We start from the raw sequence: 21,963 nt of genomic DNA on the forward strand, positions 1-21,963 counted from the left end.
GGTGATGCAGCGGTCTCACGGGTGCTGTGGACGGCTCACGGGGGACGACCAGGGCCCACGGTGAATGCCGCACGGCCGGGGCACCGAGGAGGTGCCCCGGCCGTGCGGGTGGCTCAGCAGCGGGAGCCGGCCCGGACCTCGGGCGCGGTTCTCCCGCAGTGACGGTCGCTCAGCGGTCGGTCGGGACTGACCGCTGCTCGGAGCCGCTGTATGCGCTCAGCGGGCGGATGAGCGCGTTCGACGCCTGCTGCTCCATGATGTGCGCGGACCAGCCGGTGATCCGCGACATGACGAAGATCGGCGTGAACTGCGGTGTGTCGAAGCCCATGAGGTGGTAGGCCGGGCCCGACGGGTAGTCGAGGTTGGGGTAGATCCCCTTCCGTCCCACGAAGTCCTCTTCGAATGCGTTGTAGAGCGCGAGCAGATCGTCCGCGCCCTTCGCCTCGACCATGTCCTCGAACGCCTTCCGCATGGTGGGAACGCGCGAATCGCCGTTCTTGTACACGCGGTGGCCGAAGCCCATGATCTTCTCTTTGTTCGCGAGTGCCTTGTCGATCCACGCGCTCGCGTTGTCCGCGGTCCCGACCTCTTCGAGCATCGCCATGACGGCTTCGTTCGCACCGCCGTGCAGGGCGCCCTTGAGCGCACCGATCGCACCGGCGACGGCGGAGTACATGTCCGACGTCGTCGACGTGATGACGCGACCCGTGAAGGTCGAAGCATTGAACGAGTGCTCCGCGTAGAGGATCATCGACACGTCGAAGCAGCGGACGACCGCCGCGTCCGGTACCTCGTCGAAGACCATCTTGAAGAAGTTCTCCGCGTAGCTCAGCTCCGACGACGGGGCGACCGGGTCGAGCCCGTGGCGACGACGGTGGTCGATCGCCACGATGGTCGGCAGCTGGGCGTAGAGGCGCTCCGCCTTGCGGCGGTTGGCCTCCTCTCCCTCCTCCTCGGCCTCAGGGTCCACTGCGCCCAGGTACGCGACCGCCGTCTGCACGACGTGCATGGGGTGCGTGTCCTTCGGCAGACCGAGGATGATGTCGACGAGCTCCTGCGAGATCGCGCGCTGACCGCGTTCGCGGGCCGTGAACGCGGCCAGCTGCTCCTTATCGGGCAGTTCGCTGTTCCAGATGAGGTACGCGACCTCTTCGAACGTGCAGTTCGCGGCGAGCTCCTGCACCGGGTAGCCCCGGTAGGTCAGGGAGTTCGTCTCCTGCACCACTTTGGACACGGCGGTGGTGTCGACGACGACCCCCGCCAGGCCCTTCTTGATCTCCTGATCCGTCACTGGTGTCCCTCCTGAGAGAAGTTGAAGACGGCTGAGTCGAACGAGTTGTACGCCTCGTAATCGATTGCCTCGTAGAGGTCCGCACGCGTCTGCATGCGATCCACCACCGAGGCCTGGGTGCCCTCCGAGCGGATCGCCCTGAGTCCGTCGGTGATCGCGCCCATCGCCAACCGCAGTGTGGTGACAGGGTAGATGACGACACGGACACCCGCATCGGCCAGCTGAGACGTCGTGAACAGCTCGCTCTTGCCGAATTCGGTCATGTTGGCGAGGATCGGTGCGCCTACGGCGTTCGCGAATTTCTCGAACTCGCCCAGATCACGCATCGCCTCCGGGAAGATCATGTCCGCGCCGGCATCGACGTAGGCCTTGGCCCGATCGATCGCCGCGTCAAGACCCTCTCCCGCGCGGGCATCCGTGCGAGCAGTGAGGACGAAGTTCTCATCGCGGCGACCCTTGGCGGCGGCGGAGATTCGCTTGACCATCTCCGCCGTCGTCACGACCTCCTTGCCGTCGAGGTGGCCGCACCGCTTGGGGTTGACCTGGTCCTCGAGGTGGATGCCGGAGAGTCCCGCGTCCTCGAACTCCTGGACGGTGCGGGCGACGTTCATCGCCTCGCCCCACCCGGTGTCCGCATCGATGAACGTCGGCAGGTTCGTGACCCGCGCGATGTTCCGTCCGTGGTCCACGACCTCCGTGAGCGTCGTGAGGCCGATGTCCGGCAGCCCCTGCGCCGCGGAGAACGCGCCGCCGGAGATGTAGACGCCCTCGAACCCGGCCTGCTCGATGAGCATGGCAGTCAGCGGGTTGATGGCCCCGGGGAACTGGACGATCTCGCTGCCGTTCAGCAGTGCGCGGAAATCCGCGCGCCTGGCAGCTGCGGTCTTCTCAGCGCCCAGCATCAGAAGACGCCCTTCGAGCCGGAGTGCTCCAGGCCGTCCACCGTGAAGCTCAGGGCGCGCAGGTCAGCGGCACCGAGGTCCGCGAGGTTCTCCGCGAGTCCCAGGAAGCGGTTCTGCTCCTGCTCGGACAGGATGCCGTCGGACAGGGTGCGGAACTTGTTGACGTAGTTCTCGCGGACGAACGGGCGCGCGCCGTTGGGGTGTGCGTCTGCCACGGCGATCTCGTCGACCAGCGTGGAGCCGTCCTCGAATTCGATCTCGACGCGGCCGCCGAAGGCCATCTCGTTCGGATCGGTCGAGTGGTAGCGACGGGTCCACTCCGGGTCCTCGCGGGTCTCGACCTTGTGCCACAGCTCGACCGTCTCCGGACGCCCCGCGCGCTCCGGCGCGTAGGACTTCTCGTGGTGCCACGCCTGGTCCTCGAGCGCGACGGTGAACATGTACATGATCGAGTGGTCCAGCGTCTCGCGCGATGCCTTCGGATCCATCTTCTGCGGGTCGTTCGCGCCCGTGCCGATGACGAAGTGCGTGTGGTGCGAGGTGTGGATCGTCACCTTGCGGATCTTCGAGAAGTCCTCGATCTGCGCGCCCATGCGGCGGGCCAGGTCGATGAGGGCCTGAGCCTGGTATTCCGCGGAGTGCTCCTTCGTGTACGTGTCCATGATGCCGCGCTTGGCCTCTCCCCTGCCGGGCAGCGGGACCGTGTAGCGGGCTTCCGGACCGGACAGGATCCAGGCGATGAAGCCGTCCTCGCCCTCGTAGATGGGCGACGGAGCGCCCTCGCCGCGCATCGCGCGGTCGACCGACTCGACGGCCATCTTGCCGGCGAAGGCGGGTGCGTGGGCCTTCCAGGTGGAGATCTCGCCCTTGCGCGACTGGCGGGTGGCGGTGGTGACGTGCAGCGCCTGCTGGACGGCCTGGTAGATGACCTCCGTGGGCAGGTGCAGGAGCGTGCCGATGCCCGCCGCAGCCGAGGGGCCCAGGTGGGCGACGTGGTCGATCTTGTGCTCATGGAGGCAGATGCCCTTCACGAGGTCGACCTGGATCTCGTACCCGGTGGCGATGCCGCGGATGACGTCCGCACCGCTGATGCCCTTGTGCTGGGCGACGGCGAGGATGGCCGGGATGTTGTCGCCGGGGTGCGAGTACTCCTTCGCGAGGAAGGTGTCGTGGAAGTCGAGTTCGCGGACGGCCACGCCGTTGGCCCAGGCGGCCCACTCCGGCGAGATCGTCTCCTCGAGGGAGAGCCCGAAGACGGCGGCACCCGGCTTCATGGGGTGGCCCTGCGCCTGCTCGCGGGCGTGCATGGGCGCCCCGCGGCGCACGGAGGCGGCGGCGACGGACGCGTTGTCGATGATGCGGTTGATGACCATGTCCTGGACATCCGCCTCGACCGCGACGTCATCCGCGGCGACCTCTGCGATCTTCCAGGCGAGCTGGTCCTCACGGGCGAGGGGTTCGGAGCTCTTGTACGTGCGGACTTCGTGGTTGATCAACTGGCTCTCCTTCGTCTTGAGCGCTGACCGCTCGAGTGACCTGGATGGTCCCAAGCCTATTCGGCGGGGTGTCGTCGGCCCAGCGGGGATGTCCGGTGGGCCGCATCACACCACATATCTCGACATCAAGATACTTCAGTTCGAGGGAGGTTCTCAAGTTTTTCGTGCCGTCCCGGGCGGCCTACGAACCGGTGATCGCCGCTACATTGGAGGCATGACGCGCACAGCCCTGGACTTCGACGAGAACTGGCTGGATCCGGAGGAACTCGAGCACATCCGCCGTCGCATCCCGATCACCTACGTGCACGGGCTCCCCGTCAGACGCGGGGACGACGGGGAGGTCGAGAGCATCGGACTGCTCCTCCGCACTCTCGAGGACAGCACACTGGGACGGGAGATCGTCGGCGGCCGCGTGCGGTACCACGAGTCGATCCGCGCCGCGCTCCTGCGACATGCGGAGAGCGATCTGGGCCACCTCGCCCTGCCGACGGTGCCCCTGTCGCTGAACCCGTACCACGTCGCCGAGTACTTCCCGACGGAAGCGGTCTCGCAGTACCACGACCCGCGCCAGCACGCCGTCGCGCTGTGCTACATCCTGCCCGTGATCGGCGACTGCGAACCGCGCGGTGCCGCACTGAGCCTCGACTGGCTCACGCCGCGGGAGGCCGTCAGCGACGAGATCCTCTCGGAGATGCGCCACGGGCAGCAGCACATCGTGCGAGCGGGGCTGGCCCACCTCGGCATCCTCCCCTGAGCGGGCTCAGCCCAGGGCCCCCACCACGGCCCTGAGTGCGGTGCGGACCTCTTCGCGCTGCTCCTGGGAGTCGAGCCCGGTCGCCGTGAGCGTGACCAGGCACCGGTCATCCGCCTTCGGCTCCACGGAGACCGCGAGCTTCGCTCCCCCGCCCAGGCCGGTGCGCCGGTAGAGCCGCTTGGGCGTATCGGACTCCCGCCCTCCTGAGCCCACGGACAGGCCCGCGAGATGCTCAGCGGCCAGGACCTCGGCGACGGCACGGGCGCGCAGCTCCCCTCCTGCCCCTGGCAGGGTGCGGGAGGCGGCCACCTGGAAGTCGCCCGCGCTCGACTGTCCTGCGACGCGGCGGCCGATCGACTGCTCGTACACGACGGTCGCCCCCTGTGCCCACCAGCCGGCGTTGTCCACGCGATCGGTGAACAGCGGCTCCACCGTTCGCGCGAGCTCCGCGTGCGTGAGTGCCGCTCCGCCCGCGTCGTTGAAGGCAGCCGCGATCGTGGGCCAGTCGAGTCCAGTCGCGCGCTCGATCGGCGCTGCACCGTCGGGAGAGCCTGTGGCGGGTGGGGCTGTGGCGGGTGGGGCTGCATCTGACGATCGGGGTGCCTGTGCGTCGCTCATGCAGTGATCGTAGGACCGTGTCCGTGCCTCGTGGAAGACTCGGACCATGGCGTCGACGATGCAGTACCTGTGCAATGCGTGCGGTCACACGACCGCGAAGTGGCTGGGCCGGTGCCCGCAGTGCCGCGAGTGGGGGACGATCGAGGAGACGGTCCCCGCGCGCCGCACCGTGCGCACCCAGGCGAAGCCGGCACCGGACAGCGTCGGAGCCACCCCCATCACAGAGGTCGATCGCAGGCTGGCGGAGGCCCGGTCGACCCACATCCCCGAATTCGACCGTGTGCTGGGCGGCGGCCTGGTGCCGGGGGCGGTCGTGCTGCTCGCCGGTGAACCGGGCGTCGGCAAGTCGACCCTGCTCCTGGAGGTCGGGTCGTGGACCGCTCGCCAGGGAACTCGGGTCCTCTACGTGACGGGCGAGGAGTCCGCCGCCCAAGTGCGGCTCCGGGCCGAACGCGTCGACGCCCTGTCGGAGACCCTCTACCTCTCCGCGGAGACGGACCTGGGGATCGTGCTCGGCACCATCGACCAGCTCCAGCCGGACCTCATCATCATCGACTCCGTCCAGACGCTGGCGTCCGCGGACGTCGATGGCGCGCCGGGCGGGGTGGCTCAGGTGCGGGAGGTCGCCGCGGCGGTGATCCGCGCCGCGAAGGACCATGCGATCCCCACGGTCCTGGTCGGTCACGTGACGAAGGACGGCAGCGTGGCCGGTCCGCGGACGCTGGAGCACCTCGTCGACGTCGTCTGCTCGTTCGAGGGCGAGCGCCACTCGCGCCTGCGGATGCTCCGCGCCGTGAAGAACCGCTACGGTCCGACGGACGAAGTGGGCTGCTTCGATATGACGGAGTCGGGCATCGAGAGCCTCCCCGATCCCTCGGGCCTGTTCCTGACCCGGTCCGCGACGCGGGCGCCGGGCTCGTGCCTCACGGTCGCGCTCGAAGGCCGGCGTCCCATGCTCATCGAGGTCCAGTCGCTCATCGACGACGCGCACAGTCATCCCCGACGGACGGTCAGCGGGCTCGATTCCAACCGCATCGCCATGATCCTCGCGGTGCTGGGCCGCCTCACGAAGACGGCGGACAAGGACGTGTTCTCTGCAACGGTCGGCGGCATGCGGGTGTCGGAGCCCGCCTGCGATCTGGCCCTGGCGCTCTCCCTCGCCTCAGCGCGCACGGGCGACGCCCTGTACTCCCGGCTCGTCGCGATCGGAGAGATCAGCCTGTCCGGGGAGATCCGCCAGGTGCCCGGTCTGGGTCAGCGGCTGTCCGAAGCGGCTCGCCAGGGCATCACGAATGCGATCGTCGCCGGCGGATCGCTCGACAACGTGCCCGTTCCGGACGGCATGCGCGTCGCAGAATGCGAGAACCTCGCAGAAGCCATCGCCACTGCCCTGCCGGAGACCACTCTGCCCCCCAGAGACGCCTGACGCGGAGGCTAGTCCGCAGCCTCGTCCTCGGCTTCGGCTGCATCCTCACCCGCGGCGCCGTCGCCCTCACCGGCGGCATCTCCCTCGGCCTCGCCTGCTCCGGCGTCAGCACCGGCATCGTCGCCGGGGTCGTCCGTCGCGTCATCCGCGGGGTCGCCCTTGAGCGTGAAGGGGGCGGGCTCGCTCTCCTCGTCGCCCAGCTTCACGATGAGCTCGTACTGGCCCGCGGGGAACGCTTCCGCGGTCTGCCTGCACGACTCGTCGACGGGGACGCGCGGCCAGTCGAGAGACGTCTTCTTCCCCGACTGCGCAGGGAACACCAACGGGTTCGACCCGCCTTCGGCGTCCTCATCGGTGCTCTCGCAGTACCGCGACGACCAGACGGTGTCGCCCTCGTGCTCGATGACGAATTCCTGGCGCTCCGTGCCCACGTCGATCAGGCAGTCGGCGGAGTGGGTGTTCTTCACCTCGATCGTGAGGACGGGCTCCTCGTCGTCCTCGTACTCGTCCTCATCCGTCGACGCGGCCACGCGCGTGGTGTCCGGCGGGCAGCCTCCGGAACCGGCGTCGCCCACCGGTCCGGGTGCGCTCGGCTCCGGTGATTCCGCGACGGGCGGAGGGCTGCCCACACCCTCGCGGACGCTCTGGATCGCCTGCACTGCAAGCACGACACCCAGGGTGAGGACGGCGGCGACGATGATCGCCAGGACTGCCACGATGATGCGGCGCCGCCGGAACATCTGGCGCCGGGCATCGTCCGGCCCTGGCGCCCGGCCGCGGGTGTCCCCGCGCCCCCTGTCACCGCGCCCCCGCGCAGGCGGACGGGCCGCTCCGCGGGAACCCGTAGACTTCCCGGACGGACGGCTGGGACGACCCTGACGCGGACCACGACCGGAGCTGCTCATCCCCTCGAGCCTAAGGCGAGCACGCAGGAAGGACCCGATGACACACCGCCGGACGACACAGGTCACACGCGCACCCCAGACGCCGGGTCTCCCACCGGTGCCTCAGGCCCGCGTCGCCGACGTCCAGCGGCTCGTCATCGACTGGTTCAGCCGCAATGCCCGACCGCTGCCGTGGCGCGACCCCGAGGCATCCGCCTGGTCGATCCTGGTGTGCGAGGTGATGAGCCAGCAGACGCCGGTCGCCCGAGTCCTCCCCCGGTGGCGCGAGTGGATGCGACGGTGGCCGAGCCCTGCGGACCTCGCCGCCGCTCCCCCGTCGGACGTGCTCATCGCGTGGGATTCCCTGGGCTATCCGCGACGTGCGCTCAGGCTCCAGGAGACGGCCGCCGCGATCGCGGACGAGCACGGCAACCAGGTCCCCCACGAGGAGGACCGACTGCTGGCGCTTCCCGGTGTGGGCGCCTACACGGCCGCTGCCGTCGCGAGCTTCGCATACGGCCGCAGGGCAGTCGTCCTCGACGTGAATGTCCGCCGGGTGCTGGGACGCGTCTTCGCGGCCGTGGAGCACCGGCCCGCCTCACTGACCGCGGCGGAGAAGCGGTGGGCCGGCGCGCTCGTGCCCGCACGCGAGCACGTGGAGTGGAACGCCGGAGCGATGGAGCTGGGCGCGCTCATCTGCACTGCACGGAATCCCGACTGCGATTCGTGCCCGTTGGCGGATGCGTGCGCCTGGGTCGCCGCGGGGAAGCCCTCCGATCCGACTGTCGTCCGTCGCACCCAGGCGTGGGCGGGCACCGACCGGCAGCTGCGCGGCGCGATCATGAAGGTGCTGCGCACGGCGCACGACGAGCTGGCAACGTCCGACGAGGAGCAGGCCGTGAGCATCAGCACGCACCTGCTCACGGCACCGACCGCTGAGCTCACTGCTGACGACGCCGAGGCCCTCGCGCGCCTGAGCGAGCCCATCAGGAAGGCCATCGCCGCGGTGCGCGACCTCGACGCCGACGGGACCAGGACCGCCCGGCTCATCGACGACCTCGTCCGGGACGGTCTCGCATCCCGCAGCTCAACCGGGATCCGACTGCCCTGACCAGCCGGGGACACAACCGACTGAGGTGACACGCAGAGACCGCCTCCGCACGCTCCCGGTTCCTCTAGGATGGTGCGCTGAGTCAACGCGAGCCCCTCCCGGGGCGTCGCACAGTGGCAGCGCGACGGAAGGGTCGGACGTGGGAGCTATCGCGGTGGGTGTCGCCGGCGGCACCGGGAGCGGCAAGACGACGCTGACCCGGTCGCTGCTGGATCGCTTCGGCAGCAAGTCGACGGTCCTCTTCATGGACAACTACTACCGCGCGCACACCGGCAAGACGTGGGACGAGCGTGCGGCCACGAACTTCGACGCACCGGAGGCGTTCGACATCGATCTGATGTACGAGCACATCCGTGCCCTCAAGGCCGGCGCGCCGATCGAGAGTCCGCTCTACGACTTCACGGACCACAACAGGTCAGTCGACACCCTCGCCGTCGATCCGACCCCGGTCCTCATCGTCGAGGGGATCCTCCTCTTCGCAGAGCCCAAGCTGTGCGACCTGCTGGACATCCGCCTCTTCGTGGACACGGACGCGGATGTGAGGATCCTGCGCCGCATCCGCCGCGACGTCGTCGAACGAGGACGCTCCCTGGAGTCCGTCGAGGCCCAGTACCTCGAGACGGTGAAGCCGATGCACGAGCTCTACGTAGAGCCGTCGAAGCGGAAGGCTGACCTGATCATCCCTGACGGCGGACACAACCTCGTCGCGCTCGACATGATCATCCACCGGATCAGCCGGGAGTTCGCGGCCTGACGGGAGTTCACACCCGGCCGGACGTCCCACCCAGCGCGACCCGCGGCCTCATCGGCTGCGGGCGCGCTGCGTGCGGCCGTTCACGTCACGGGTTCCACCTGTCAGGAATCCTGAGGGTCCGCGATCCGTCGGAGGGCATCGAGGTGCCCGCGCCAGCGGACCAGCCCGTCTGAGGTCAGCGAGAGGGTCGTGCGGGGGCGCTTGCCGACGAACGACTTCGCCGCCCTGACGAATCCCGCCTTCTCCAGTTCCGCGATCTGCTTCGACAGCACGGAGTCGCTCACCTGGAGCTCGTCGCGGAGGTCGCCGAACGCCATCTTCTCCACCGTCGCGAGTGCCGCGACGAGCGAGAATCGGACGGGGTGGGCGAGGGAGGAGTCGAGCGCGAACCGGGGGTGCTGGGGTGCGCTCACGGCGCGTCCCCGTCCACGACCGCGCTCTGCGCCGCCTCCTCCTCGGCCCGTGCGGTCCGCGCGCGCTTCGCCTCCGTCGCCGCGGCGATCATGAATAGCCCGAGGAAGAGTGGCGCGAGCACCAGGGCTGCGAACGTCTCCCCCAGCAGCATGGACGCCGCCCAGAGGACGCCCCAGGACCCCATGTAGATGTACCAGCGCACGGCCAGCCCCCGGCGCAGAGGTCGGCGGAAGAGGAACGGCACGATGATCGCGACGAAGACCCAGGCCATCGCCATGACGGTGACCGCGAGCGGCGCATCGAACGAGGAGTCGGGGAGCACGCGCGCCGCGAGGTGCACGCCCAGGGTCGCCATGGTGCCGATCGCGCAGAGGATCGCGAACGAGATGAGGACGGGCGGCACCGCGTCGGGCGTCCGGTGACCGATCCGAGCGGCGTCGGCGAGCATCCGCCGCGCCTCCTCGGGTGTGGGTCCCCGATCGCCGCCGCGGTCCCCCGTCGGCAGGCTGTCGCTGTGGGTGTCCATCGGACTGCTCCTTCGCATCACTGTCGTCCCGAGCCCCGTGAGGAGGGCTGCGGCTTCATCGATCGACCGGTTCCTGCAGAACGTCGATGTGTCCAGTGAAGCATGCACTTTCCAATATGGCAAGTACTTTCCTGCTGGAAGGAAGCCGCGGATGCGCCTCGCGTGCGAAGCGTGCGGTTCACAGCATCCAGTTCACAGCGTGCGGAGCATCCTCGAGTTCCCGAGCGTGTTCGGCTTGACCCGCGCGAGGTCCAGGAACTCTGCGGTGCCCTCGTCCCGCGAGTGGAGGAGCTCGACGTAGACCTCCGGCGCCACCGGTGTGCCCTCGATCACCTCGAAGCCCAGCGAGGAGAAGAAGTCGGTCTCGAACGTGAGGCAGAAGACCCGCTTCGCGCCCAGCACGCGCGCGTCCGCGAGCACCTGCTCGACGAGCGTCCTCCCGATCCCGCGCCCGCGGTAGGCGGGGCTGGTCGCGATGGTCCGGACCTCGGCGACGTCCGACCAGATGAGGTGGCAGGCGGCACAGCCCGCCAGGACCTCGCTCCCGTCGTCCTGCAGCTCGAGCACGAGCCAGAACTCATGGATGCCCTCGAAGTAGTCGACGCGCTCCTTGGGCACGAGGATGCGCGCATCGACCATCGGGGCGACGAGCTCCACGATGGCGGGGACGTCCGCCGCCCTCGCCCGCCGCAGGATCAGGCCATCGCCGAGGGGGTAGGGACGGTACTGGTCGCTCGCGCGCTCTGCTGCAGTCGTCATCCCACCATTCAACACCGTGGACGAGTGCTGCGACGAACCATCCGCCCCGGCACGACGAAGCGGCGGGCCGGACTCCTCGTCCGACCCGCCGCTTCCACCGAGCAGGCGCCTGCGCGCTCCGTCAGCGCTCCGGCGGAACCTCCGCGGTGGCCTGCGCCTCCGCTTCCGCTCCCCCGCCGTCACCGGTGGGTCCGGAGCTGTTCGCCACGCCGGCCTCCGGGATGGCCCCGGAGCCGTCGTCGTCAGCGCCGTAGACCGCACCGACCCGCTCGAGGACGCGCGAGTCCTCTTCGCCCCTGAAGGTGAAGATCGCATCGATGCCCGTGCCCTCGACATCGACGTACACGCGCTGGCCCGAGCGCAGCTCATCGAACAGGATGCGCTCCGAGAGCTGGTCCTCGATCTCCTGCTGGATCGTGCGACGCAGCGGTCGCGCGCCCAGCACCGGGTCGTACCCGCGCTCGGAGAGCAGCTCCTTGGCCGCATCGGTGAGGTCGACTGACATGCCCTGGGCTGCCAGACGCGTGTCGAGCCGCTCGACGAACAGATCGACGATGGTCAGGATCTCCGCCTGCGACAGCTGCGGGAAGACGATCGTGTCATCGACGCGGTTGAGGAACTCCGGACGGAAGTGCTGCTTCAGCTCTTCGTTCACCCGCTGCTTCATCCGCGTGTAGTCGATCGACGGATCGCCCTCGACTTGGAAGCCCATCTGCTGGGTCTTCGCGATGTCCTTCGTCCCGAGGTTCGTGGTCATGATGATGATGGTGTTCTTGAAGTCCACCTCACGACCCTGCGAATCCGTCAGACGTCCGTCCTCGAGGATCTGCAGCAGCGAGTTGAAGATGTCCTGGTGGGCCTTCTCCACCTCGTCGAACAGCACGACGGAGAACGGCTTCCGGCGGACCTTCTCAGTCAGCTGTCCGCCTTCTTCGTAGCCCACGTAGCCGGGGGGAGAGCCGAAGAGGCGGGACACCGTGTGCTTCTCCGCGTACTCCGACATGTCCAGCGTGATGAGGGAGTCCTCGTCACCGAACAGGAACTCCGCCAGTGCCTTCGCGAGCTCCGTCTTGCCGACGCCCGTGGGGCCGGCGAAGATGAACGACCCGGAGGGACGCTTGGGGTCCTTGAGGCCCGCACGCGTACGACGGATCGCACGCGACACGGACTTGATGGCCTCGTTCTGGCCGATGACCCGCTTGTGCAGCTCGTCCTCCATCCGCAGCAGACGCGAGGACTCCTCCTCTGTGAGCTTGAAGACCGGGATGCCCGTGGACTGCGCCAGCACCTCTGCGATGAGCTCCTCATCGACGACGGCCGCGCCCTTGTCGCCGGCCTTCCAGGTCTTCTCGCGCTCTTCCTTCTGCTTCGTGAGCGCCATCTCCGCGTCTCGCTCGGACTGCGCGAGGTTGAAGTCCTGCGCGTCGATCGCGGCCTCCTTGCGGCGGCGCGCCTCGACGATCTGCTCCTCGATCTCCTTGACCTCAGGAGGCGACGACATGCGCGAGATCCGCAGCTTGGCACCGGCCTCATCGATCAGGTCGATCGCCTTGTCCGGCAGGAAGCGGTCGTTGATGTAGCGGTCGGAGAGATTGACCGATGCGGCCAGCGCGCCGTCCGTGATCGTCACCTTGTGGTGCGCCTCGTACTTGTCGCGCAGGCCCTTCATGATGAGCACCGAATCGGCGAGCGTCGGCTCGGGCACCTGGATCGGCTGGAAGCGGCGCTCGAGTGCCGCATCCTTCTCGATGTTCTTCCGGTACTCGTCGAGCGTCGTCGCGCCGATCGTCTGCAGCTCGCCGCGGGCGAGCATGGGCTTGAGGATGCTCGCAGCATCGATCGCGCCCTCTGCGGCACCCGCACCGACCAGCGTGTGGATCTCATCGATGAAGAGGATGATGTCCCCGCGCGTGCGGATCTCCTTGAGGACCTTCTTCAGCCGCTCCTCGAAGTCACCGCGGTAGCGGGAGCCCGCGACCAGCGAACCGAGGTCAAGCGTGTAGAGCTGCTTGTCCTCGAGCGGCTCCGGCACTTCGCCGTTCACGATGGACTGCGCGAGCCCCTCGACGACGCTCGTCTTGCCGACGCCGGGTTCGCCGATGAGCACCGGGTTGTTCTTCGTCCGGCGGGACAGCACCTGCATGACGCGCTGCATCTGCAGCTCGCGCCCGACGACGGGGTCGAGCTTGCCTTCCCGCGCGGCGGCGGTGAGGTTGGTGCCGAACTGGTCCAGCACGAGCGATCCGGAGGGGGTCCCCTCTTCGCGCGCACCGGTCGAGGCCGGCTCTTTGCCCTGGTAGCCGGAGAGGAGCTTGATGACCTCCTGGCGCACGCGCGCCAGGTCGGCTCCGAGCTTGACGAGGACCTGCGCGGCCACGCCTTCGCCCTCACGGATGAGGCCCAGCAGGATGTGCTCCGTGCCGATGTAGCTGTGGCCGAGCTGCAGCGCTTCGCGCAGGCTCAGCTCGAGGACCTTCTTGGCGCGCGGGGTGAAGGGGATGTGCCCCGAGGGCGCCTGCTGGCCCTCGCCGATGATCTCCGTGACCTGCTCGCGGACCTGCTCGAGGGAGATCCCCATCCCTTCGAGCGCCTTCGCGGCAACGCCCTCACCCTCGTGGATGAGACCGAGCAGGATGTGCTCGGTACCGATGTAGTTGTGCTTGAGGAGCTTCGCCTCTTCTTGCGCGAGCACGACGACGCGCCTGGCCCGGTCGGTGAACCGTTCGAACATGATGGTCCTCCTCGTGTCTGATTCCTAGCACTCTAACCACGCGGAGGGTCGTTCTATTGCGGTGTTCGCCCTGAGCCGAACGGTGTTCGCCGTCAGCCGAAGATTGGTCGCGGACAGCGATCCGCAGCGCGCATCCGCAGCGCGCGTCCGGAGCCGCGCCGCCGCCGCGTGCGGGCAGACGGAAGCGCCCCGACCAGAGTGCGTTTCGCAGCAATGGTCGGGGCGCTTCCGTGGGGTCAGTGCGCTGCGTGGTACTCGTCGATGATCGCCTGGGAGATGCGACCGCGCTCGGAGACCTGCTTGCCCTCGCTCTTCGCCCATTCGCGGATCTTCGCGTTCAGGTTGCTGTCCTGTCCGCCCGAGGAACGACGCGGACGCGCCGCTCGCTGGGTCGCGGCGACCCGGCGGGCCTTCGCGATGTACGGGGCGAAGGCCGCACGCAGCCTCTCCGCATTCTCATCGGACAGCTCGATCTCGTAGGTTCCCTGGTCGAGCCCGAAACGGACGGTCTCCGTCGCTTCAGTCCCGTCGATGTCGTCAGTCAGGACGACCTTCATTTCGCGTGCCATGCGGGTGATTCTCCTCTGTGACACCGGTGGAGGATTCGTGATCCTCCGCCGCATCTTCACTGTCCATTCGTCGGTAGTACCGCTCCATCTCCTCGCGCTCGATCGAATCCGAACGGAGAATCCCTCGCATTACGTACCAGAACAGCAGTCCGACACCGATCGAGGGAAGGAGGACCTTGATGTACTCCATGAACACACTACCTTTTCTTCAGAGGAGTGCGCACCCTCGCCGGATCATTCACAACGGCACGCACGTGATTCATATCAATCGGACAGCGGCTTCACGAGAGGAAAGAGAATCGTCTCGCGGATACCCAGACCCGTGAGTGCCATGAGGAGGCGGTCGATTCCCATTCCCATTCCGCCCGCCGGAGGCATTCCGTATTCCATCGCGGTGAGGAAATCCTCGTCGACGCGCATCGCCTCCGCGTCGCCCGCAGCCGCATCGCGCGCCTGCGCCTCGAAGCGCTCCCGCTGGATGACGGGGTCGTTGAGCTCGGAGTACCCGGTCGCCAGCTCGAACCCGCGCACGTAGAGGTCCCACTTCTCCACGACGCCGGGGTTGTGCCGGTCGCTCTTCGTCAGGGGCGAGGTGTCCACGGGGAAACCGGTGACGAATGTGGGCTCGTGGAGTTCGTCCGCGTGGAAATGCTCCCACATCTCCTCGACGTACTTTCCGTGCAGCCGGAACACACCTGCAAGGTCGATATCGTGCTGGCGCGCAAGTGCTTCCAGCTCATCCACGGATGTATCGGATGTCACATCGACGCCGAGCTTCTCGGAGAGCGATTCATACATCGGAATGGTCCGCCATTCACCGCCGAGATCGTATTCCGTGCCGTCTGCGAGAGTGACTATATGAGAACCATATGCATCAAGCGCTGCGTTCTGCACGAGGGTCTTCGTCAGTTCCCCGATTGATCGGAAGTCGCCGTATGCCTCATATGCCTCGAGCATGGCGAATTCCGGCGAGTGCGTGGAATCAGCACCTTCATTCCGGAAGTTCTTATTGATTTCGAAGACATTGTCCAGTCCGCCCACGAGTGCCCGCTTGAGGAACAGCTCCGGGGCAATGCGCAGATACAGCTCCATGTCATACGCATTGATGTGAGTGCTGAAGGGCCTGGCCGCGGCACCGCCGTGGATGGTCTGGAGCATCGGCGTCTCGATCTCCATGTAGCCGCGCTCGTCGAACGTCCGACGCAGCGACTTCATGACGTCCGCACGCACGCGCACGTTCTCGCGCGCCTGATCGCGTGTGATGAGGTCGATGTAGCGCTGCCGCATCCGGGTCTCGTCCGTGAGCTCGGTGTGCAGTGTCGGAAGTGGACGCAGCGCCTTCGAGGCGAGAGCCCAGTCGTCGGCCATGATGGACAGCTCGCCGCGCTTCGACATGATGACCCGTCCGTGCAGGAACACGTGGTCACCCAGGTCGACGTCGTGCTTCCACCGGTCGAGGCCCTCCTGACCGACCTCTGCGAGGGAGAGCATCCCCTGCAGACGGGTGCCGTCCCCGGCCTGGAGAGTCACGAAGCAGAGCTTGCCGGTGTTCCGCTGGAAGACGACCCGTCCTGCGACGCCGACGATGTCGTTCGTCTCCTGCCCGGCCTCGAGGTCCGGGTGCGCGGCGCGCACCTCCGCGAGGGTGTGGGTGCGGCCCACCGCGACGGGATACGGCGATCGCCCCTCTCCGAGCATCTGCTCACGCTTCTCCTTGCGGATGCGCAACTGCTCCGGATCATCGTGGTCATGGGGCTGGGGCTGGGTCTGCGGCATGGGCCCAAGGCTACCGCGCGGCTCCTGTCGCGCGGAAAACGGGCCGGCGGGCACCTCGGCCCCGCAGGCTTCAGCCGTCCTGTGAGTCCAGGGGGTCCTGTGTGTCCAGGGTGTCGAGCAGCCGTGCAGCGGTGGGCTCGTCGATGTTCCCGTTCTCGAGCGCCCGGGCGGTCGTCGCGCGGGCCATCGCCCGATAGGCGTCGACGACCTCGGCGGTCCCCCGGGTCAGTGCGAACTCGGACAGCGCCGCGACATGGGCGCCGACGGTCGCCACATCACCGCGGCTCACGGGGCCGGTGAGCGCCCGCGGGCCCGACCGCAGCACGTTCGACACGCTCGCGTCGACGAGAGAGGCGAGGACGCGCGAGGGGTCTTCCACTCCGAGGGAGGACAGGACCTCCATCGCCTGCGCGAGGATCGCGACGGTGTGGTTCGACGCGTGGGCGATCGCGGAGTGGTAGAGCGCTCGGTCCGCCTCCGCGAGCACGATCGGCTCGGAGCCGATCTCGACGACGAGTGCCTGGCCGATCGGCAGGACCGGCTTGGGCGCTGTCACCCCGATGGTGGTCTGGCGGAGACGCGGGAGGTCCATGCTCGTGCCGGTGAAGGAGAGTGAGGGGTGCAGTGCGATGGGGATCGCACCCGCGTCGGTCGCCGGCTGGAGGACACCGAGGCCGTGGCGGCCCGCACAGTGCACCACGATCTGCCCGCCGCTGAAGAGGCCGAGCTTCGCCAGCCCGGCGACGAGCTCTTCGATCGTGTCGTCCGGCACCGTGAAGAGGATGAGCTCCGCGCGTTCGACGAGGGTCTCCACGTCGAGCACCGGGACGCCCGGGAGCATCGCGTCGACGCGGTCGCGGCTCGCCTCGGACCCGGCGGTCACGCCCACTATCGCGTGCCCCGCATCGCGCAGCGCGGCTCCCATGACGGCTCCGACCTTGCCGACGCCGATGATGCCCACGCCCAGTCGGGTCTGATCGTCAATGTTCATGGGGCGGCCTTTCGGACGGTGCGGGCGGTGACTGCGCAGGCGGAGACTGCGCAGGTGGAGGCTGAGTCGGCGGCGCGGGCGGAACCGGCGGAACCTGTGGGACCAGCCGAGCATGCGAAACCGGTGGGGCCGACGGAACCGCTGGAGCAGGTGGGACCGGAGGCACTGCGGGGCCACCCTGGTACGCGTCCAGTTCCTCCCGGGCCATCCGGGTGACAGTCGCGTGGTGATCGAACAGCTGTGTCGCCTCAGCGGCCGGCAGGTGCACGAAGTGCGGTGCGATGGGACCGGGTGAGATGTGGAGGGCGATCGTGGAGAGCCGGAGTGCCCTCTGCAGCGGGCCCTGCTTCAACCGCAGCGACTGCACGCGGGCGTGCGGGACGAACTCAAGCGTGCGGGACAGTCGACCCGACCGGATGAGGGTGAGCGTTCCCGTGAGCGCATGTGCATTGCGCTTCCACGTGACCGGATCCATCCATGCCGATGCGCGGGGGCGACCCCGGTAGACGTGCTCCGCGGCCAGGGTCTCCGCGTCGCGCGTCATGGGACCGGCCATCCCCGCGAGGACGAGCGAGCGCGCATCCGTCCCCTGCGGCGGACGCGGGTCGGGCAGGCACAGGCCCAGCATGAGCATGACGTCGTCGCGCGTGCCGACGGGCAGCAGCACGTTCTGGGTGGTGTCGTCGTCGCTGCCCACGGAGGCCATGGTGAACTCGGCGCGCCACCAGCCCGGTCCGCGCCACAGCAGCGGCTGGTGGAGCTTCACGGCCTGGATGCGGTCGAGCGGGATGATGCGGTTCGTCGTCGATGCCAGTCCGTGGCTGACGCGCAGGCCGTCCTCGGTGATCGCCACGGTGAAGTTCGCGAGGCCCAGTTCCGACCTCAGCACGCCGATGAGCGCGAAGATGCCGGGGATCATCGCGAACACCGTGGTCACCAGTGCAGCCGGGGTCGCCAGGACAGCGACGATGATGATCGCCACGATCATCCCCACCATGAACACCGCTGTCACCAGCACCGTCGTCGACAGCAGTGCGGAGAAGACCAGGCGGTGGAGCGGCACGCGCAGCAGGCGGCCCTCCGCACCTGCCGTCGGCGACAGCCGATACGGGCGAAGCAGCGCTCGGAGGCTGCTGCTCAGGTCGTCGACCGTGACGGATGCGTGCGTCTGGAGCTGCTGGGTCGTCCTGCTCAGCAGCCGCTGTCCGAGCGGCGCCGTCGGTGCGGCCGGACTGGCCGTGGGCATCTGCCGGGACGGGACGGACTCCGGGCCTGCGGGCCCGTGCGTCGGAACCCGGCCCGCCGCCGAGGTGCCGGTCGCCACTCCGGTGCCCGTGGCCTCGGCGGCGGGGCGGGCTTCCGGAGCGTGCGTCGTCCGCCCCTGCCGGCCGGAGCGCAGGTAGCTGAGGATCTCGTCCCGCAGCGCCTCCGCCTGGGCCCGCTTGAGATAGGAGATCGTGATGTCCGAATCCGACCCGCCCGCGACGTCGAAGACGAGCGAGGCGAGGCCCAGCAGACGCGGGATGAACGGCAGGGAGATGTCGACGGACTGGACGCGGTCGTGCGAGGCGGATCGCTCCTTCCTCGCGATGACGCCGGTGCGCAGGGACACGCCTGCTCCATCGACGCGGAACCGTGTGTACCGCCAGCTCAGCCACAGGAGGACCATGGTGATGACCAGGATGAGGACGATCACGCCGATCACCGCAGCGGTGATGAGCGGGTGCTCCCGGATGAGGGTCGGCAGCAGCCGGATCACGCCGAACCCCCCGGCGTCGCGGCCCTCACCGCCCAGGCCCTCGACGACCAGGTCCTCCAGGACGGCCTGGAGATTCTGGAAGACGATCACGACGATGACACCCAGCGCAGCGATCAGCCCCGCGCCGCCCTTGAGCACCGGAGTCAGCCGGTGGACGTGCCGCCACCGTGCAGGATCATCCGCGGCCGGCCGAGCATCCGGACGCGGGCTCTGCGGCGCCTGTGGCTGATTCTGTGGTGGGTGATTCTGAGGCGGCTGGTCCTGCGGTGGAGGGAACCGCCCGGGCCCCTGCGGCGCGGTCACAGTCCCGCCAGACGGGCGCCGCCGCGCGACGCGATGGAGTCCCGGAGTGCCTCCGCCTCCGGCCTCGGCAGGCCCGGCAGGGATGCGTCGGTCGCCGCTGACGCGGTGTGGAGTGTGATCGTCGCGAGTCCCGCCATGCGCAGCAGCGGACCGGCGGAGACCTCGACGTACTGCAGCCGTCCGTAGGGGACGACGGTGGTCGACCGGAACATGATGCCGCGCTGGACCAGGAGATCGTGCTCGCGCTCGAGGTAGCCCAGGGCCTTCACCTGACGCACGACGATGATCGCCTCGATGACCGCGAGGATGATGCACCCGGCGGCGAGGGCGAAGCCCAGGACCATGAGCCAGGTGATGTCGAAGATCAGTCCGCAGATCGCGGCGACGAGGAGGATGAGGACGAAGATCGCCCACACGATCGCCGATCCGATGAGCTGGACGCCGATGAACTTCGGGCTGACGGGGTTGAGCTGTCTCATGCGGGAGCCTCCGGTGGGTCACGTCGTTCACGTCGTCCGTCCCCGGGACCGTCCGAGGCTCGTGGGTCGTCGGGCGGCAGCGAGCAGAAGGACTCCACGATCAGTCCGACGGCCATGAGGATCGCTGCGGAGATCGCAGCGGCGAGCATGCCCAGGCCCGCTTCCGCGCGCAGGCCGAACGCGGAGGCGAAGAGGTAGAGGGCGCCACCAAGGTACCAGGCGGTGAGCACCGCACCCGCCAGGGCCGCGGCCTTCGCGAGCATCGCGATCCGCGCCGCCTTCACCAGGTCGATCTCCGTCGTCCTGTCCCCGTCGCGCCAGGCGCGCACCGGCCATCCCAGCGCGAGCAGGACCCCGGACAGGACGAGCATCCCGACGATCGCGGGCCACGGCACCAGCGGCAGTGCATTCCCGCCGCGCTCCCACAGCGTGTGGAACGCGATGGACGCGACGAGTCCCACGATCCCCCAGAGGAGGAGCTGCGTGGGCCTGGTGCGGTTCATCCTCCGTCACCCTCACTCGCCGAGGCCGGGCCCCCGTGGTCTGCGGTCCAGACGACCGCGTCGGTGCGCCGCACTCCCTCCGCGTCCTCTGCCTGCGCGAGCGCGGTCGCGATCGGCTCGGGTCCGCGCGGTGTGTCGACGAGAGCGTCCGCCTGGAGATCGGCCCACGGAGCGAGCACGAATGCCCGCTCCCCCGCGCGCGGATGTGGGAGGGTCAGCACGTGGTCGTCGAGACGCACCTCGGCAGCCGACGGATCGGGTCCCGGCATGTCCTCTGCTTCGGTTCCCGGCACATCCCCGGCCTCGGTTCCCGGCACATTCCCTGCGTCGAGGCTCGTGCGCACGTGCACGACATCCAGGTCGAGCGTCCGCGGGCCCCATCGCACCTCACGGGTCCGCCCGGCACCCACTTCGATCCCCTGGCAGACGGCGAGCAGCTGGTGGGGCGGCAGAGTCGTGTCGACGATGACCGCGGCGTTGTGGAAGTCCGGCTGTTCGATGCCGCCGACGGGGACCGTCACATACACGGGGGATCCGGCGACCACGTCGATGCGCGGGTGGAGATCCAGGGCATGCGCCGCGTCCTGCAGGGTCGCGAGTGCATCCCCCAGGTTCGCCCCGAGCGCGATGACCGCGCGCCAGCGCGGGGACAGCATCCCGCCGGCCGGAATCTGTGCCGGTGCCTGTGTCGCTGCCCGCGTTCGGGTATGCGCCCGTGTTCGCCGCACGGTGACGGCGACATCGGTGAACGCGTGGGCGATCGGCGCCTGCGGCTTGCGGACCGTCACCTCCACCTCCGCGCAGGATGCGAGGCATCGGTCCGCCAGCGCCCCGGCCAGTGCCTCGATGAGGTCGTAGGGCTCCCCCGCGACGATCCCCGCGAGGTCGTCGGCGAGTGTCCCGTAGTCGATGGTGTCGGCGAGGTCGTCGGTCGCGGCGGGAAGCGACAGGTCGCCCCGCAGGACCACGTCGACGACGAAGTCCTGGCCGTCTCGCTTCTCGAAGTCGAAGACGCCGTGGAAGCCGCGGATGGTGAGGCCGGTCAGGCGGATCTCATCGGTCACGTCAGGTCCTCCATGTCAGCTACTCGGGCTGCTCGCTGCGTTGACGGCCGCAACAGCATCGGCTGCGATGCGCGAGGCGCGCGGTTCGTGGACCCGCACCGCCCAGGCACCTGCCTGGGCGGCCATCACGGTGATCGCGGCGGTGCCCGCATCGCGGTCCTCCTGCGAGGCCGATGCCGGGTCCTCGGGTGAGGCCAGCGACGCGAGGAACCGTTTGCGGGACGCCGCGACGAGCAGCGGCAGGCCCATGTCGACGAACACGTCGAGGCGGGCGAGCAGGTCCCAGTTGTGCTGGGCGTTCTTCGAGAACCCCAGCCCCGGATCCAGGATGAGGGCATCGCGAGACACGCCGGCGGCCTCGGCGGCCTCGATCCGGGCTGTGAGTTCGTCGGCGACCTCGCGGACGGTGTCGTCGTAGTGCACCGGGGCAGCGGTGTCGGACAGCAGGCCGCGCCAGTGCATGAGGACGAGGGGTGCACCGGATTCCGCGGCCAGGCGGAGCATTCCGGGCTCGCTCTGCCCGGCTGACACGTCGTTGATGATGGCGGCGCCTGCGTCCAGCGAGGCGCGCGCCACTGCTTCCCGCATCGTGTCCACGCTGATGACGGCGCCGTCACGGGCCAGTTCGCGGATGACGGGCAGGACGCGGGCGAGCTCCTCCTCCTCGGAGACGCGCGCCGATCCGGGTCGGGTCGATTCCCCGCCCACGTCGATGATGTCCGCGCCCCCGTCCAGCAGCTCGATGCCATGGGCGACTGCGTCCGCGTGCGTGAACCAGCGACCGCCATCGGAGAAGGAGTCCGGGGTGATGTTGAGGACCCCCATGATCTGCGTGCGCGTCAGGTCCACGACC

22 protein-coding genes are annotated in these 21,963 nt (G+C 68.7%); 4 read left to right on the top strand and 18 right to left on the bottom strand.

The window, feature by feature from the left end; translation table 11 throughout:
- Positions 1-169: 169 nt before the first annotated feature.
- From BSP109_RS00110 to BSP109_RS00120, 3 genes are read right to left on the bottom strand one after another with little or no spacing between them, the layout of a single operon-like run.
- Positions 170-1,291 (bottom strand): bifunctional 2-methylcitrate synthase/citrate synthase, encoded by a 1,122-nt coding sequence (locus BSP109_RS00110; RefSeq protein ID WP_101598976.1) that lies wholly within the window; start codon positions 1,289-1,291, stop codon positions 170-172.
- Complete coding sequence (gene prpB / locus BSP109_RS00115; protein WP_101598977.1) at positions 1,288-2,193, bottom strand: methylisocitrate lyase; 906 nt, start codon at positions 2,191-2,193, stop codon at positions 1,288-1,290. Before prpB ends, BSP109_RS00110 begins: the two co-directional genes overlap by 4 nt.
- Positions 2,193-3,689, bottom strand: coding sequence for an MmgE/PrpD family protein (locus BSP109_RS00120; protein ID WP_101598978.1), 1,497 nt, complete (start codon positions 3,687-3,689; stop codon positions 2,193-2,195). Before BSP109_RS00120 ends, prpB begins: the two co-directional genes overlap by 1 nt.
- Positions 3,690-3,903: 214 nt before the next feature.
- On the opposite strand from BSP109_RS00120, the gene BSP109_RS00125 reads away from it, so the two are divergent.
- Positions 3,904-4,443: a DUF4916 domain-containing protein gene (locus tag BSP109_RS00125; protein ID WP_101598979.1), complete on the top strand. Its 540-nt coding sequence runs from the start codon at positions 3,904-3,906 to the stop codon at positions 4,441-4,443.
- Positions 4,444-4,449: 6 nt separating this feature from the next.
- Here BSP109_RS00125 and BSP109_RS00130 read toward each other — a convergent pair whose 3' ends face one another.
- Positions 4,450-5,061, bottom strand: coding sequence for a hypothetical protein (locus tag BSP109_RS00130; protein WP_146001063.1), 612 nt, complete (start codon positions 5,059-5,061; stop codon positions 4,450-4,452).
- 46 nt (positions 5,062-5,107) lie between these two features.
- Here BSP109_RS00130 and radA point away from each other — a divergent pair, with 46 nt between their 5' ends.
- Positions 5,108-6,487 (top strand): DNA repair protein RadA, encoded by a 1,380-nt coding sequence (gene radA / locus BSP109_RS00135; RefSeq protein ID WP_087007493.1) that lies wholly within the window; start codon positions 5,108-5,110, stop codon positions 6,485-6,487.
- A gap of 8 nt (positions 6,488-6,495) precedes the next feature.
- On the opposite strand, the gene BSP109_RS00140 is transcribed toward radA, so the two are convergent.
- On the bottom strand, positions 6,496-7,227 hold the full coding sequence (locus tag BSP109_RS00140; protein WP_101598981.1) for a hypothetical protein: 732 nt from the start codon (positions 7,225-7,227) through the stop codon (positions 6,496-6,498).
- A 202-nt stretch (positions 7,228-7,429) separates the two neighbouring features.
- Here BSP109_RS00140 and BSP109_RS00145 point away from each other — a divergent pair, with 202 nt between their 5' ends.
- Positions 7,430-8,482: an A/G-specific adenine glycosylase gene (locus tag BSP109_RS00145; RefSeq protein ID WP_101598982.1), complete on the top strand. Its 1,053-nt coding sequence runs from the start codon at positions 7,430-7,432 to the stop codon at positions 8,480-8,482.
- A gap of 139 nt (positions 8,483-8,621) precedes the next feature.
- Positions 8,622-9,236, top strand: a complete 615-nt coding sequence (gene udk, locus BSP109_RS00150; RefSeq protein WP_087007487.1) for a uridine kinase — start codon at positions 8,622-8,624, stop codon at positions 9,234-9,236.
- Between the two features lie 101 nt (positions 9,237-9,337).
- Here the strand turns inward: udk and BSP109_RS00155 are convergent, their stop codons facing one another.
- From BSP109_RS00155 to folP, 13 genes are all read right to left on the bottom strand, one after another.
- Positions 9,338-9,649, bottom strand: a complete 312-nt coding sequence (locus tag BSP109_RS00155) for a transcriptional regulator (protein WP_087007486.1) — start codon at positions 9,647-9,649, stop codon at positions 9,338-9,340.
- Positions 9,646-10,176 (bottom strand): hypothetical protein, encoded by a 531-nt coding sequence (locus BSP109_RS00160; protein WP_087007484.1) that lies wholly within the window; start codon positions 10,174-10,176, stop codon positions 9,646-9,648. Before BSP109_RS00160 ends, BSP109_RS00155 begins: the two co-directional genes overlap by 4 nt.
- 192 nt (positions 10,177-10,368) lie before the next feature.
- Positions 10,369-10,935, bottom strand: coding sequence for an amino-acid N-acetyltransferase (locus tag BSP109_RS00165; protein ID WP_087007482.1), 567 nt, complete (start codon positions 10,933-10,935; stop codon positions 10,369-10,371).
- A 121-nt stretch (positions 10,936-11,056) separates the two neighbouring features.
- Positions 11,057-13,666, bottom strand: coding sequence for an ATP-dependent Clp protease ATP-binding subunit (locus tag BSP109_RS00170; RefSeq protein ID WP_101598983.1), 2,610 nt, complete (start codon positions 13,664-13,666; stop codon positions 11,057-11,059).
- A 236-nt stretch (positions 13,667-13,902) separates the two neighbouring features.
- Complete coding sequence (locus BSP109_RS00175; RefSeq protein WP_087007478.1) at positions 13,903-14,235, bottom strand: Lsr2 family protein; 333 nt, start codon at positions 14,233-14,235, stop codon at positions 13,903-13,905.
- Positions 14,204-14,425 carry a hypothetical protein gene (locus BSP109_RS00180; RefSeq protein ID WP_087007477.1) on the bottom strand — a complete coding sequence of 74 codons (222 nt, stop codon included), beginning with the start codon at positions 14,423-14,425 and terminating at the stop codon, positions 14,204-14,206. The genes BSP109_RS00175 and BSP109_RS00180 overlap by 32 nt, the downstream gene beginning before the upstream one ends.
- Positions 14,426-14,499: 74 nt before the next feature.
- Positions 14,500-16,011, bottom strand: a complete 1,512-nt coding sequence (gene lysS / locus BSP109_RS00185) for a lysine--tRNA ligase (protein WP_101598984.1) — start codon at positions 16,009-16,011, stop codon at positions 14,500-14,502.
- A gap of 70 nt (positions 16,012-16,081) precedes the next feature.
- Entirely contained in the window at positions 16,082-17,002 is a 921-nt protein-coding gene (locus BSP109_RS00190; RefSeq protein ID WP_101598985.1) for a Rossmann-like and DUF2520 domain-containing protein, read from the bottom strand.
- Entirely contained in the window at positions 16,992-18,899 is a 1,908-nt protein-coding gene (locus BSP109_RS00195; protein WP_101598986.1) for a PH domain-containing protein, read from the bottom strand. The genes BSP109_RS00190 and BSP109_RS00195 overlap by 11 nt, the downstream gene beginning before the upstream one ends.
- A gap of 161 nt (positions 18,900-19,060) precedes the next feature.
- Positions 19,061-19,543, bottom strand: coding sequence for a PH domain-containing protein (locus tag BSP109_RS00200; RefSeq protein WP_101598987.1), 483 nt, complete (start codon positions 19,541-19,543; stop codon positions 19,061-19,063).
- On the bottom strand, positions 19,540-20,046 hold the full coding sequence (locus BSP109_RS00205; RefSeq protein WP_101598988.1) for a DUF3180 domain-containing protein: 507 nt from the start codon (positions 20,044-20,046) through the stop codon (positions 19,540-19,542). Before BSP109_RS00205 ends, BSP109_RS00200 begins: the two co-directional genes overlap by 4 nt.
- Positions 20,043-21,110, bottom strand: coding sequence for a 2-amino-4-hydroxy-6-hydroxymethyldihydropteridine diphosphokinase (gene folK / locus BSP109_RS00210; protein ID WP_101598989.1), 1,068 nt, complete (start codon positions 21,108-21,110; stop codon positions 20,043-20,045). Before folK ends, BSP109_RS00205 begins: the two co-directional genes overlap by 4 nt.
- A 15-nt stretch (positions 21,111-21,125) precedes the next feature.
- The gene (gene folP / locus BSP109_RS00215; RefSeq protein ID WP_308297891.1) at positions 21,126-21,959 is read right to left on the bottom strand and encodes a dihydropteroate synthase; all 834 of its coding nucleotides are present in this window, start codon (positions 21,957-21,959) and stop codon (positions 21,126-21,128) included.
- Positions 21,960-21,963 lie beyond the last annotated feature (4 nt).

Source organism: Brevibacterium sp. Mu109 (genome assembly GCF_900169375.1).
GTDB classification, from domain to species: domain Bacteria; phylum Actinomycetota; class Actinomycetes; order Actinomycetales; family Brevibacteriaceae; genus Brevibacterium; species Brevibacterium yomogidense_A.

Bases quoted from the DNA above. Each gene is read 5' to 3' on its own strand.
- BSP109_RS00125 (WP_101598979.1), top strand. From the start codon at position 3,904: ATGACGCGCACAGCCCTGGACTTCGACGAGAACTGGCTGGATCCGGAG.
- BSP109_RS00130 (WP_146001063.1), bottom strand. From the start codon at position 5,061: ATGAGCGACGCACAGGCACCCCGATCGTCAGATGCAGCCCCACCCGCC.
- BSP109_RS00175 (WP_087007478.1), bottom strand. From the start codon at position 14,235: ATGGCACGCGAAATGAAGGTCGTCCTGACTGACGACATCGACGGGACT.
- BSP109_RS00200 (WP_101598987.1), bottom strand. From the start codon at position 19,543: ATGAGACAGCTCAACCCCGTCAGCCCGAAGTTCATCGGCGTCCAGCTC.
- BSP109_RS00170 (WP_101598983.1), bottom strand. From the start codon at position 13,666: ATGTTCGAACGGTTCACCGACCGGGCCAGGCGCGTCGTCGTGCTCGCG.
- BSP109_RS00180 (WP_087007477.1), bottom strand. From the start codon at position 14,425: ATGGAGTACATCAAGGTCCTCCTTCCCTCGATCGGTGTCGGACTGCTG.
- BSP109_RS00140 (WP_101598981.1), bottom strand. From the start codon at position 7,227: ATGTTCCGGCGGCGCCGCATCATCGTGGCAGTCCTGGCGATCATCGTC.
- BSP109_RS00190 (WP_101598985.1), bottom strand. From the start codon at position 17,002: ATGAACATTGACGATCAGACCCGACTGGGCGTGGGCATCATCGGCGTC.
- BSP109_RS00205 (WP_101598988.1), bottom strand. From the start codon at position 20,046: ATGAACCGCACCAGGCCCACGCAGCTCCTCCTCTGGGGGATCGTGGGA.
- prpB (WP_101598977.1), bottom strand. From the start codon at position 2,193: ATGCTGGGCGCTGAGAAGACCGCAGCTGCCAGGCGCGCGGATTTCCGC.
- lysS (WP_101598984.1), bottom strand. From the start codon at position 16,011: ATGCCGCAGACCCAGCCCCAGCCCCATGACCACGATGATCCGGAGCAG.
- BSP109_RS00160 (WP_087007484.1), bottom strand. From the start codon at position 10,176: ATGGACACCCACAGCGACAGCCTGCCGACGGGGGACCGCGGCGGCGAT.
- BSP109_RS00165 (WP_087007482.1), bottom strand. From the start codon at position 10,935: ATGACGACTGCAGCAGAGCGCGCGAGCGACCAGTACCGTCCCTACCCC.
- radA (WP_087007493.1), top strand. From the start codon at position 5,108: ATGGCGTCGACGATGCAGTACCTGTGCAATGCGTGCGGTCACACGACC.
- BSP109_RS00145 (WP_101598982.1), top strand. From the start codon at position 7,430: ATGACACACCGCCGGACGACACAGGTCACACGCGCACCCCAGACGCCG.